Here is a 13,828-nt window from a genome sequence, read left to right as displayed (position 1 = left end):
TACAAAATCCGAATTTTCTCAGAATTGATTAAATTATCCGTTCGGTCGGATACAAAATTAAAATAATTCGCTACAGTAAAGATAAGAACAAGTGTACCGCAAAAGCCCCGAATTGGAGGTTGATATCATCTCCGACCAATCAATAATTGTGATGTAGGGGCGGGTTCCGCCAAGATCTTTACTACTACTCAAAGATTTACATAAACCCGCCCCAATAACACCCATTAATCAACCGGAGATCGGATAAGTATTCATTCTTAAGTAAAGTTTACCATTTGACGGTAAAAACGGAGAAACAACAGGAGAAAAAATCATGGCGAATACAATTGCAACACCCAACGCTCCCTACAACAGTAATTTACAAGCATTAATTGAATATCCTCAGCAGGGAATTTTAAGCAAAGTTATTCTCAAAGATAAAAACAGTCAATATACGCTGTTTTGTTTGGCAAAAGGAACTGAAATAGAAGAACATACTTCGACTCGCAACGCAACAGTCATGGTGTTTGAAGGAGCCGGAACTTTAACACTAAATCAAGAAAAAATTCTGTTAAATCCGGGGGTATTTGTATTTATGCCCGCCCATGCTCCCCATGCCTTAGAAGCCGAAGAAAACCTCGCTTTTGTTCTCATCCTTTCCGAACAGCCTCAAGTCAAAACCTTTGTTAGTCCCGAAACTCTTGAACGGATTAAATCGACCGCTCCTTTATTAAAAAAACAGGGTCAGGAGATTACAACTCGGATGTATGAAATCATGTTTAAAAATCATCCCGAAGTTAAAGAACAATTTAACATGGAAGATCAAAAAAATGGTTCTCAACCCGCCCGGTTAGCCACCGCAATTTACAGTTATGCGACTCATATTGATGACTTAGAATCTTTAAAATCAATGGTGGAAAGAGTCGCTCATCGCCATGTTGAAACCCACGTTCAACCGGAACAATATTCGATTGTTGGAGAGAGTTTGTTACAGGCGATGAAAGACGTTTTGGGCGATGCCGCCACTGATGAAGTGATGGCTGCTTGGAAAGAAGCCTATCAACTTTTAGCAGAAGTTTTCATCAAGAGAGAGCATCAAATTTATGAGCAAGAAGCCTAAGATGCTAACGTTTTAGATCGGGATTTCCTCATCATTTTTAGCTGACGAACAAATTGCTGATTTAAGACGGTTAAGATTAGGGCTTGACCGATAAAAACAACGATCAGCGAAGGAATAGCGGCTTCTTTTATCGCTATAAAGAATAGCGCCGAAAAGAGGAAAAACATCGTGGATTGATGGGGGTAAAGTTGAAAAATACTAAACAAAATTGGGGGTAAAATAATCAGAGCGCTGAGAATGCCAGTTGTCCATAATGCCCGTCTTTTGGTTTTCATTAATAACAGGAGTTGGGCTAAACTTGCACAGAGTAAAATGAAACTGGCATTCAAAAACAGCCCCAACAGTATCCGACATTGTTCGTCAAAAGAATTGACGCTGAAAAGTGTTATCAAGCCGGTGGGAACTGAAATGATTGTTAGGTTAATGGCAATCGCGAGAATCGCCGGACTTTTTTCACCCCATATTAAATCAGAGATGAAATCCTGTTTGTTTTTTAACTTTACAGGATAGTCTTGCAGCCAGTCTTGCAGGGTTAAACGGTTGGGTAAAAGTGCAGCAATTAACGCAAAAAAGACTAAAATACTTTGGCTGATTAAGAGTATATAATTTATCAATCCAAAGTTTTTGAGCGAGAATCCTAAACTCAGAAGGGTAAAAGCAGCAGTGATGATATAACTCTGACGTTTGCTGATAATTGTAGCGGTAGGATTTTGAAAAAGACGGTTAATTCCTTGCCAAGTTAATCGAGTCCAAGCCAGATAGTTAACCAGATAAAATAAGCTTAAACTCACAACATTTGCACCGATGGGGAGATAAAACCAGCGTAGACTTTGAAGTTCTGTTATGTAATATTCAGCCGATCTATCAAAAATTTGTTGTTGGGGAGATTCAGACAGAAAATAAGGTAAAAGTGGAGAAGGAGAAAAGATTTTTATTGCATCCCATGCGTTATTTAAAGTTGGTGAATGGGGGAAAATGACCATAAAAACAAACAAACAAAATAGTACAAATGCACTCGCTAACCAAGGTTTTAGTCCGCTTAAGTTTCCTTTAACTAACCCAAACAATAGAGCCAAACTCAACACAAAAACTGAGCGCAAAATCAGGATAATATCAAATCCTAAAGTCTCTACCAGATTAAAACCACTCAGCAACCCGGACCACAATTGCAAGGGAATTGCCAAAGCAACAGCCAGGTATAAAATACAGGGAACACCCAACAATTTACCGATAAAAAGATGAGTTCCAGACTGGGGAGTTAGGCGGATAAAGTCGAGGGTTCCCCGTCGTTCTTCTTGGTCTAAGTCGCTAATTAACATGAAGGTTCCAAAGGCTAAAATCGCCGTCATTGCACTTAAACTCAGAACGATAAAAATATTAAACCAGTCATACTCTAGAGAGTCAACAATCACAAATTGAGCGATCAGAGAAATAGCTATTGCGATGCTAATATTGAGGGGTTTGAGGCGACCTTTTAGTTCTCGCAATAACTGCGGATTCCATTCTTTTAAGGGGTTAGATAGGGTGTGAGTCATGGTAATTTTTCCAATGAATTTTAAATGAGAATCAAGGGTGGGTTTTCACAGGCCACCCTTTTTAGGAAGTTAAACCGAGTGACCACTAAATAAAGCTTTTGTAGTCGATTCACCTGCTTTTTTCAGTTGTCGTGTTAGCCGTAAATTCAATAAAATAGTGAACATTGATTGACTAACAATCGCAGTCAAAATCAAGGAAGCACTTGCATATTGAACCGTAACAAACGAAAAGGGAGAAAAGAGAAAAGGAAAGGGATTTTGATTGGGTTCAAATCCTAAGAAAAAACAAACCATTAAAGGCAAAGTGAGGACAGACCCGACCATTACAGGGGTCCATAATACCCGTTTAGAGGTTTTCATCAATAGCGCCAATTGAGCCAAGCTTGCACACATCCAAATTAAGCTGGCATTTAACAGCACAGCAAACAATATGATTAGGCGTTCATCGGGTAAGCCCATCCATAAAATAGTGATTCCAAATAACAGAATCATAATCACCAGATTGAGACCAATTGCAACCACAGCCGGACTACGTTCTCCTTGGATTAAATCCGACATTAAATGTGCTTTTTTATTGACTCGTTCTCGTCGATATCGCGCCCAATCTTGGAGGGTTTGACGGTGGGGAGATAAAGCCGCAATTAATCCTAAAAACAGGATCAGATTCCACAAAAAAGCGGTGGTTACATAATATTCATCTTTGAGTTCAAATCGCTGAAGATTAAACCCTAAATTTGCCAGGGTAAAAGCGCCTGTAATCCAATAGCTTTGTTGTTTGCTGAAAACCGTAGCATCGGGATTGTGAAAGGAACGTTTGAGTCCTTGCCAAATCCAAAATGTCCAGATTCCGAAATGGAACAGAGAGAATAAAAAAATCAATGTTCCTGATGTTCCCAAAGGGATTTCAAACCATTTTAAGGCTTGAATACTATTATGCTCAAATGGAAAACCGAGATAAGATGAATGGGTTTCGTCAATTAAATACCGTAGAATAAAAGACGGAGAAAATAAGTTGATCCAGTCACTACCATCTTGATAGATAGGTTTATTGTTAGCAATCATCAAGAATGCGAAAATTGAACCGCTACCCAACCAAGCTTGAAATCCACTTAATCCCGCAGTCATTAACGCAAACAGGAGTGATAAACTGTAGAAAAAAGCGCAGCTTGCAATCACAATCCCATAGAAACTTAAAATTTCAAATAGGGGAATTTTAGCGGCAATTCCCGCCCAGAGATGAAAGGGAATTTGTAACAAAATCACCAGGTAGAGTAAACTGGGTACTCCTAAGATTTTCCCGATAAAAATACTGCGATAATTCTGAGGAGAAAGACGAATAAAGTTGAGTGTTCCCCGTCTGTTTTCGGTGGCTAAATCATTGATGAGTAAATAGCTTCCGATTACAATTAACGCGAAGAAAGCAAATACACTCAAGAGCATAAACATCTCGGTCCAGTAGTCGCGCCACCATAAAGAAACATTAATCGCATCGGGCGGACAGTTAGCGTTCATTAATCGACTAAGTTCAGACAGCTTGTCTTCTAAAGCTTGGTGGTTAATGGGAAGCTCACCCGTCGGGGAAGAATAAAGTTGATTTTGAATTTGGGTGTATTGTTGTTCGTACTGTTTGTAAATGTCTTTGGCATTGCAATACTGACTGCTCAAATTAATCAAATTCATGCTTGCTTTTCGGCTCCAAATGGAAAAATAAGCAAACAATTGAATTATTACAGAAAGAGTAATTGCCAGAGTGAGATTATTTCGAGTAAACTTTCCTTTTATTTCTCGAAAGAGTTGGGGATTGAGTTCCCAAACTTGATTAAACCAATGGATGTTCATGTTAATGTTCCTGAACGGGATAACTTTAAAGCATCAAACAGGTTTTAGCTAGAACGTTGATCTTCTATCTAAAAAAAATGTTGGAGACTAGAGGGTTTTTTTGATTTTACCATCTAATTCTCTAACTTGAAGTCATTAAACACCCCAAAAATTTTTGAAATAATCGAGCTAAATTGTATGGGGTTGGTTCTATGAGGCTTGCTTGTGTTCCAACTTGAGGAAAATGGATTCTAAGCTTTCTTGAGCCGGAGCAAATTCGGTGATCGCGAGATTTGCAGCCATCAATGTCCGCAATAGATCCGCACAATTTTCTGGGTTTCCGGAAAACTTAACTCGGACTTTTTCAGTTTGAGGAATGATTTCCCATCCTTCAACCCGGGGATGATTTTTTAACTGATTAATTAAAGGCTCAACATCGCCAAACACCCCGATTAAAATATGTTGATGGCTTAAACGTTGATACAGTTGTTGTAAAGATGCACTTTCAACTAAATAACCCAATTCCATAATCCCAATTGATGTACAAAAATCCTCTAAATCGCTTAAAACATGAGAGGAAATGATAATAGTCATTCGGGCTTCATGGAGGCTTTTAATAATATCCCGAAACTGCATTCGGGCAATGGGATCTAAACCCGAAACGGGTTCATCCAATAATAACACTAACGGTTCGTGAATAATGGTTCGCGCCAAACTTAAACGCTGTTTCATTCCCCTCGATAATGTGGCAATTTGACTTTTGCGTTTATGGGTGAGTTGTACCAGTTCTAAAACCTCATATAAACGCCGCGATCGCTTCGGTTCTCGCAAGTAATAAAGTCGCGCAAAATAATCTAAATAATCCCAAACGGTCAGGTCATCATACAGGGGAAAATCATCGGGTAAATAACCCAAACGTTGTTTAAGACTGGAATTGGTGCGATCGCGTTTTAAACGTTCACCGTGAATGTAAATTTCGCCGGTTGTGGGTTCTTCCGCAGTTGCTAACATCCGCAATAAAGTTGTTTTTCCGGCACCATTCGGCCCAATCAATCCGTAAACTTCACCCGCCCCAACTTGTAGATCCAAGTCATTTACCGCCAGATGACGGTCAAATTGTTTCGTCAGTGCGCGAGTTTCAATTGCTAGTTCTGCCATGTCATCGTCAAGCGTTGAGTAAACAGTCGGTCTGCATCCAGACTAACCTTTTTCTACAGGATTCGTCATCAGATTTTCGGAAATTGCTGAAAATTAGATAAAATTAATTCTTCACTGCCATTCATTGTTGAGTTATCCGTCCCCGATTCTGCTATTTTTTGAGTCTCCTTTTCTCAACTTATTAAGGGATAACTTCTCCAATAAATCGGACAAAAAACGGCGATAGGTATAAATATTGTTAAGGTTTCATCGGAGGATGAAAAGGTCGTGATACAATCGGAATTAAAACAGTTAAAACTAAGTTAAAACATATGTTAAGCTGGAATAGGCGTGGTCAATCTCAAAGTAAGTTTTTATATCTTCTGATTGCTGGGATTATTTTTCCAGTCCTGGCTATTGGTACATTTAATATCATATCATCTCGTCAATATTTGATTAATTCTGTATCTCGCGCCATGAGTAATGAGGGAGAAAACAGCGTAAAAGTTATCAGTTTGTTTTTAGAAAATTTTCGATCTGATATTTTATATTTGAGTGAAACACCTCCAATACAAGGAATTATTCGAGCTAGAGAAGGGAAGGGAATTGATTCTCAAGATCAATCTACTTATCAAGAATGGGTATCTCGACTTAACATTATTTTCACCTCTTTTCTCAAGAATAGACCTTATTACGATCAAATTCGTTATATCGATGAAAATGGCAATGAAATGGTGAGAGTTAATATTGTCAATGGGCAAGTGCAAATCGTTCCGACTTCTGAATTACAAAAGAAAGCTTATAGTGAATTTTTTCGGGAAACGATGGCTTTACAGAGAGGTGAAATTTACGTCTCTCCGATTAATTTAAGTCGGGGAAACAACCAAGAAATTGAAGTTCCTTATAAACCCGTCATTCGTTATGCGATTCCCATTTACAATCCTGCGGGTGAAAAAAAAGGCATTCTAGTCGCTAATATTCTGGTTGAACGCTTATTTGAATTGGTAGATAATCAAAACTTAAAATCGGAATATGAGCAACAGTTTTTTGTCGTCAATTCTCAAGGATATTACCTAAATCACCCGAACACCGAAAAAAATTGGGGTTTTGAACTCGGACACAATGAAACTTTAAGCAAAGATTATCCATCGGAAATTGTTCAAAAAATTCTTTCCGACACCAGTGGAATAATTACTAACTCTCCCAACTATATCCTCAGCTATAATACAATTTTTCCAGACCCTAAATACAAGGAAAATCCGTTTACATTGGTTTACAAAACTCCAAAAAAGGTTGTTTTAAAACCCGTCGATGATTTTATTAGTGTCGCCACGATTGTGACCCTAATTACCGGGGTAATTTTCTTGGTATTTGGCATTATTTTATTCCGCAAATTAGTGAATTCTATTTTAGAGGTAGTCGGGGTAGTTAGTGAATTTGTAAGTCAAGTTTTTTTAATGATTAATGAACAGGAACGAATCGCCAACCAACAGTTATCTTCTGTTCAAGAAACGACAGTAACAATGGATGAATTAAATATTTCATCTCAACAATCTGCCCAACAAGCAGAAGCGGCTGTTGCGGGGGCTAAACAAGCCTTAAATCAAGTTGAACAGGGAAATAAAGCGGTTAAACAAGCCTTAGAAGAAATGGAAATCTTAAAAGCGAAAGTAGAAGCCATTGCTCAAAAAATTATACGTCTCAGTGAACAAACTCATCAAATTGGGAGCATTTCTGACGTGGTGAGTGATTTATCCAATCAAACCAATATGTTAGCCTTAAATGCTTCTGTAGAAGCCGTTAGAGCCGGAGAATATGGCAAAGGATTCGCTGTTGTTGCCTCAGAAATTCGTAAACTTTCTGATGCGAGTCAAAAATCGAGCCAAAAGATTAATACCTTGGTTAATGATATTCAACATATGATTCAATCAACTGTATTAGTTGCCGAAGAAGGAACTAAAAATGTAGAATCCGGAGTAAAAACTTCCCATCAAACCGCTCAAGTCTTTTTTGAAGTCTCGAAATCAATGGAACAAATTGTAGATAGTAGCAAACAAATTGCTTTAATGTCTAAACAACAAGCATTGGCGACTCAGCAAGTCAATCAAGCGATGAATAACCTCACAAAAGGAGCAAATGAAACCGCCCAAGGAATTAATCAAATTAAAGTCGGTAGCGAAAAACTAAATGATGCTGCTAATAATTTAAAAAATGTTTTATAAAATAGGATTAATCAATCAAAATAATACTCAAGAATGAAACCATTTAAAAAACTGACATCGGTTTATCTGACTGCATTTCAATACCTGCACGCTCCCATCTGGCTCTACGATCCACAAAACGGTCAAGTGCAGTGGGCAAATGATGCGGCTTTGCAACTGCTCGATGCTGAAAATTTCGACGAGTTTTGTCCTCTTTTTAAACAGTATTTTCGCTCTAAACTTACCCCAATATTAAACCGATTAAACAAACATGAATTGGGCATAATAATTGAGGATAACTGCAAAATTTATTTTCAAGAAAAAATAATTTATCTTCGCTGTCACTGTTCAAAAGTTGAAACTGAGGAAGGACAGTTAGCCATACTTGTAGAAGGTCATCTCCAACAAAATCCCCAAATTGATCCGGAGATTTTGCGGTTACTTGAAATTTGGCGTCATACCACATTTATGATTTCTCTCTACAGTCTAGAGGGTGAATTATTGCTGCAAAATTCAGCCGCTCAAAAGTGTTATGGAAATCTTGATGATAGTTCTACAAATAATTCCTCTATTTTTCTCAATCGTTTTCTCGATCCCAAATTGGGACAGCAAGCCTTAGACTGTATTAATCAAGGAAAAATATTTAGCGTAGAAACTCAAGTCAAAACAGAAAACGGTTTATGCTGGCACAAAATAGAAGCGCGAAAAACAGAAGATCCAGTTACGGGGAATCCTTTAATTTTAGTCAACGAAAAAGATATTAATGATCGCAAACAAGCCGAGGAAAAACTACGCGAGAGTCAACGTTTTTTAGAAAAACTTACCAATACAGTCCCCCAAATTCTCTATCTTTTTGATTTAACCGAAAATAAAAGCCTTTATCTCAACCAACGGAGCATCGAAATTTTAGGCTACTCTCCCGAAGAATTTTGCACTTGGGAACACGAATTATTGATCGATCATTTTCATCCCGAAGATCGACATTTATGTTACAGTTTGCCCAATCGTTTCGATTATCTCCAAGATGATGAAATCCTCTCCACCGAATATCGATTTCGCCACAAAAACGGGGAATGGCGTTGGTTGAACTGTCGAGAAATTGTCTTTCAAAGAGATGCAAAAGGAAAGCCCCTTCAAGTTCTCGGTTCCGTTACTGATATTAGCGATCGCAAACAAGCAGAAATTGCCCTACAATCTCTCAGCCATCGTTTACAACATTTACTCACCTCTAGTCCGGGTATTATTTATAGTTGTCAACCTCAAGGAAACTATGGAGTTACCTATATTAGTGAAAATGTGAAAACCGTTTTGGGATTTGATGCCGAAACCTTTCTCAATAACCCTCATCACTTCTGGTACTCTCGCATTCATCCCGAAGATTTAGGCACAATTAATAACGGTATTAAAACCCTTTTTAAAAAAGGAAAAATAACGATAGAATATCGTTGTCTACACAGCGATCAAACCTATCATTGGATTTACGATCAAGCTCAACTCCTGAAAGATGAACGGGGTCAGCCAATAGAAATTATTGGTTATATTATCGATATTAGCACTCGCAAACGGGCCGAATTAGACTTACAAAATAAAACCGAACTTCTAGAAGCTATCTTCAATCATATCCCGATCATGTTGACCTTTTTTAATTCCGAGGGGCGAATAGAATTTATTAATCGTGAAATGGAGCAAGTTTTGGGTTGGTCTTTTGCAGAGTGGCAACAACAAAATCTATTATTCCAATGCTATCCTAATCCCCATGATTATCAACAAGTTGTGACTCATATGCAAGCGACAAACAGACAGTGGAAAGATTTCCAAACTCGAACTGCAACCGGAGAAATTGTAGAAACATCTTGGACAAATATTCGTTTATCCGATGGTAGTCAAATTGGTATCGGACAGGATATTACCGCCAGAAAACAAAATGAAAAACGATTGCGAGAACAGGCTCAACGGGAAAAACTCATTACCCTGGTTACTCAACGCATTCGTCAATCCCTTAATTTAGATAATATTCTAGAAACAACCGTTGCTGAAATTCGACAACTTTTGCAAACGGATCGAGTTTTAATTTATCGCTTTGAACCCGATAAAAGAGGGACTGTAATTGCAGAATCAGTTAATGAATTCTGGTTATCTTTGCGGGGAAAAATCCTCTTTGATGAAGGTTTAGCGAGCGATGATTGCATCCACGCCTATACTCACGGTCGCATTCAAAACACTTCAGATATTTATAATAGTGGACTGCCAGACTGTTATATTCAGCTTTTGGCTGAGTTTCAAGTTAGAGCAAATCTTGTAATTCCTATTCTGCACGGTGAGAAATTATGGGGACTTTTAGTGGCTCAACATTGTTCAGAACCCCGACTTTGGCAAAACCCAGAAATTGAACTTCTCCGTCAACTCGCCGATCAAGTTGCGATCGCAATTTCCCAAAGCGAACTTTATCAATATGCCCAATATCAAGCCCAACGAGAACACGCACTTAACGAAGTGATTCAAGCCATTCGCAACTCTTTAGATTTAAACACCATTTTTGCCACCGCTTCTAATGAAATTGCTGGATTACTTTATGCCGATTGGGTTCATATTGTGCAGTATTTACCCGAACGAAAAGTTTGGTTAAATGTGGGCGAATATTGTCGAGATCCCAAGTTTAAAAAAGCATTGGGAACCGAAATTTCTGATGAAGATAAACCCTTCGCCGCCCAACTTAAACAACTTGAAATCGTTCAGGTTGCCGATATTAATCAGGTAGAAGATGAAATGAATTCTGCTTATGCTCGCACCTATCCCGGCGCTTGGTTGCTGATTCCTATTTATTGGAAATCTTCTTTTTGGGGAAGTCTAAGTTTGATTAGAAATTCCCAACATTCTGATTGGCAATCTTTTGAAATTGAACTCGCTCGAACCGTCGCCAATCAACTCGCGATCGCCATCCAACAATCTCAACTTTATCAACAATTACAACAAGTTAATCAAGAACTTCAACATCTCGCCACTCACGATCAACTCACTCAACTTCCCAACCGTCGTTATTTTGATGAATATCTGAATCAAGAATGGCATCGTCTCATCCGAGAAAAAGGTCTTTTGTGTTTAATTCTCTGCGATGTTGATTATTTTAAACGATATAATGATACCTACGGTCATCCGGCCGGAGATGAATGTTTGGTGAACGTTGCTCAAGCTATTCGGCGTGCAGTCAGACGCCCGGCCGATTTAGCCGCTCGTTATGGAGGCGAAGAATTTGTAATTATTTTACCCAATACTGATAGTTTGGGAGCCATTCAAGTAGTAGAAAATATTCAAGCCGATATTTTCCAACTTCATCTTCCCCATGAAAGTTCATCTGTGAGTTCACAAATTACCCTCAGTTTTGGCATTGCTCAAGCTTATCCAACGACAGTTAATTCTCCTGAAAGTTTAGTTAAAAAAGCCGACCTCGCCCTCTATCAAGCTAAAGAAAATGGGCGAAATTGTTATTATCTCAGCAACAATGATTGATAAAAAATACTGTAGGGGCGGGTTCTGAACAAATTTATGTTTCCTAGCAATAACTGACATAAACCCGCCCCCTCCTCACAAGAAGATTTGTACGGGCGGGTTCTGAACAAATTTATGTTTCCTAGCAATAACTGACATAAACCCGCCCCTACAAAAATTTTGACTTCCGACTTCTTTAGTCCCCACCAATCATCCTACTTTTTATTTTGCTGTTTATTCCCCTGCTAAAACCCTCTCTAAATCGGGAATATTAACCCAAGTTCCCGTTTCGCTCGACTCGTGAGTTAAATCCATTAACAACTGGGAATAAACGCCCTCACGCAACGAAGGAATTAAGGATTTTCCCTGTTCAATTCCGCTTACCCATTGGTTAACAACCCGCACAAACGGCGCTATTCTTCCATCGGGATAAACGCGGGGAAACTGTAAATTTTCAGGAATAGAAATCTCCGCTAACGCCTCTCCGTTTTTGCTTCCCCACAGCTTAAAACCATGTACATAATCCTGTTGATTATCACTTCCTAAAATTAGCGTTCCTTCACTTCCATAAACTTCTACCCAGTGTCCGCGTCCTTGATATGTTACCGAACTCAAACTCACCTGACAGGGCGTTCCGTCCGCTAATTCTAAGATTAAACTACAAGTATCATCCGCATCCACAGGCTTTAATTTTCCGCCTTCTGTGGGGTCAGGACGAAAAGGAATAGACGTGCTTAATAAACTACACATTCGGTTCACTTTTCCGAACAACCAATCAACATAATCAAACGCATGAGAACCGATAGCCCCCAACGCCCCACCGCCTTTTTCTTTTTGGGCGTACCAATTCCAACTGCGATCAGGATTCGCCCGACTCGAAACCAACCAATCAATTTTAATTAACCGTTTTTCACCGACATAATTTTGACTCAAAAGTTCGGCGAAATGTTGCCAAGCTGGAATAAATCTAAACTCAAAATCTAACGCCGTTACACAGTTATTTTGTTGGGCGAGTTGATAGAGTTTTTTCGCTTCATTTACAGTCAACGTTGTCGGTTTTTCTAACAATAAATGTTTCTTGGCTTGTAAAACAATCTTCGCCATGTCATAATGTAAAAAAGGCGGCGTTGAAATCGCCACACCCGTCACATCCGGTAAACCAACAATATCCTCAATACTATCAGCCGCATGGGGGATATTATGACTCGATGCCATTGCTTTGGCTTTCTCAATATCCCGATGATAAACCGCCACAACTTCTGTACGCGGATGGTCTTGTAGTCCGGGAATATGAACCTTTTTTCCGAACCCCGTACCGATCACTGCAATTCCGATTTTATTCGTCATTATTCAACTCAAATTCGTCAGTTTTTTAGTGCAATTCAAATTGGTGAATTCAAAAAATTATTGCTTATATGATCTCCGGTTGATTAATGCGTTTTATGGTTGCGGGGCGGGTTTAACTCAATCTGGGAGTGGTCGCCCTCGATCGCAGGCTGAACCCGCCCTTACATCACCATCATTAATTAGTTGGATATCATATTAGATTTAGCTCGATTTTCAATCCATTCAATCACCTGTTTTCCTAAATTAACATTATCCAATAAATCCACCTCCCGAATACCCGTTGGACTGGTAACATTGACTTCCGTTAAATAGCCGCCAATCACATCAATTCCTACAAAATATAACCCATCTTCTTTTAATTTTGGAGCCAATTGAACACAAATTTCTCGTTCTCTATCCGTAATTTCCGCTTGGGCAACCCGTCCGCCAACCGCCATATTTCCGCGAAATTCTTTCCCCGTCGGAATTCGATTAACCGCCCCTATTGGTTCCCCATCTAACAAAATAATCCGCTTATCTCCGTCTTTCGCCGCAGGTAAAAAAGTTTGTACCATCACCGGTTCTCGGCCTAATTTTGTGCTAATCTCAATTAAAGAGTTAAAATTGCGATCGCCAGGTTCCAAAAATAAAATTCCTTCACCCGCTTTTCCGCCCAAAGGCTTCAAAACAGCCGCTTCTTTTTTCTCGACAAACTCCCGAATTACCTGTTTACTTTGACTGACAATCGTTTCCGGGATGGCTTCAGTAAATTGTAAAGCGTACATCTTCTCATTCGCCGCCCGCAACCCGCGAGGTGAATTAATCACCAACGTTTTTCTAGAGTCAATATAATCAAGAATATAAGTCGCATACAAATAAGGAACCGTCACGGGCGGATCGGTTCGCATAAACACCGCATCCATATCTTCTAAAGCGAGTAACTGCGGTTTATCCAACGAAAACCAAAGTTCAGCCGCGATCCAGCGCGCGCCTTCCCGTTTAACCGGAGTCAGACGAACCGGAATGAGACTCGCCCAGGCTTTCCCTTGAATAACAGTCAGTTGGTGTGTTTCGGTGATCCAGACTTCGTGACCCAAAGCTTGGGCGGCTTCCATGATCGCCACACTACTATCATGGCCGGGGTTCAGCTTTTCTATCGGGTCTATGATGAATGCAAATTTCATCGGATTTTAAGGGTATTGGTGAAGGAGCAACAATCAAGCCGC

General features: G+C 39.3%; 8 protein-coding genes. 3 read left to right on the top strand and 5 right to left on the bottom strand.

Annotated elements, in window-relative coordinates; genetic code table 11:
• The first annotated feature begins 313 nt into the window (after window positions 1–313).
• On the top strand, window positions 314–1,099 hold the full coding sequence (locus ACL6C3_RS07830) for a globin domain-containing protein (RefSeq protein WP_413166603.1): 786 nt from the start codon (window positions 314–316) through the stop codon (window positions 1,097–1,099).
• Here the strand turns inward: ACL6C3_RS07830 and ACL6C3_RS07825 are convergent.
• The 3 genes from ACL6C3_RS07825 to ACL6C3_RS07815 form a co-directional block, all read right to left on the bottom strand.
• Complete coding sequence (locus ACL6C3_RS07825; RefSeq protein WP_413166602.1) at window positions 1,096–2,634, bottom strand: hypothetical protein; 1,539 nt, start codon at window positions 2,632–2,634, stop codon at window positions 1,096–1,098. The genes ACL6C3_RS07830 and ACL6C3_RS07825 overlap by 4 nt on opposite strands.
• 69 nt (window positions 2,635–2,703) lie before the next feature.
• The gene (locus ACL6C3_RS07820; RefSeq protein WP_413166601.1) at window positions 2,704–4,473 is read right to left on the bottom strand and encodes a hypothetical protein; all 1,770 of its coding nucleotides are present in this window, start codon (window positions 4,471–4,473) and stop codon (window positions 2,704–2,706) included.
• A gap of 189 nt (window positions 4,474–4,662) precedes the next feature.
• Window positions 4,663–5,610: an ABC transporter ATP-binding protein gene (locus ACL6C3_RS07815; RefSeq protein WP_413166600.1), complete on the bottom strand. Its 948-nt coding sequence runs from the start codon at window positions 5,608–5,610 to the stop codon at window positions 4,663–4,665.
• A 455-nt stretch (window positions 5,611–6,065) separates the two neighbouring features.
• Here ACL6C3_RS07815 and ACL6C3_RS07810 point away from each other — a divergent pair, with 455 nt between their 5' ends.
• Both ACL6C3_RS07810 and ACL6C3_RS07805 read left to right on the top strand, forming a co-directional pair.
• Window positions 6,066–7,811: a methyl-accepting chemotaxis protein gene (locus ACL6C3_RS07810; protein WP_413166599.1), complete on the top strand. Its 1,746-nt coding sequence runs from the start codon at window positions 6,066–6,068 to the stop codon at window positions 7,809–7,811.
• Between the two features lie 33 nt (window positions 7,812–7,844).
• Window positions 7,845–11,297 carry a diguanylate cyclase domain-containing protein gene (locus ACL6C3_RS07805; protein ID WP_413166598.1) on the top strand — a complete coding sequence of 1,151 codons (3,453 nt, stop codon included), beginning with the start codon at window positions 7,845–7,847 and terminating at the stop codon, window positions 11,295–11,297.
• A gap of 213 nt (window positions 11,298–11,510) precedes the next feature.
• Here ACL6C3_RS07805 and ACL6C3_RS07800 read toward each other — a convergent pair whose 3' ends face one another.
• Window positions 11,511–12,623: a Gfo/Idh/MocA family protein gene (locus ACL6C3_RS07800; RefSeq protein WP_413166597.1), complete on the bottom strand. Its 1,113-nt coding sequence runs from the start codon at window positions 12,621–12,623 to the stop codon at window positions 11,511–11,513.
• Between the two features lie 179 nt (window positions 12,624–12,802).
• The gene (gshB, locus tag ACL6C3_RS07795) at window positions 12,803–13,786 is read right to left on the bottom strand and encodes a glutathione synthase (protein WP_413166596.1); all 984 of its coding nucleotides are present in this window, start codon (window positions 13,784–13,786) and stop codon (window positions 12,803–12,805) included.
• Between the last annotated feature and the right edge of the window lie 42 nt (window positions 13,787–13,828).

Source organism: Capilliphycus salinus ALCB114379 (genome assembly GCF_047276495.1).
GTDB lineage: Bacteria > Cyanobacteriota > Cyanobacteriia > Cyanobacteriales > Microcoleaceae > Capilliphycus > Capilliphycus salinus.
Note: the sequence above shows the minus strand (reverse complement) of the source record. Positions and strands in the feature narration are given on the sequence as shown.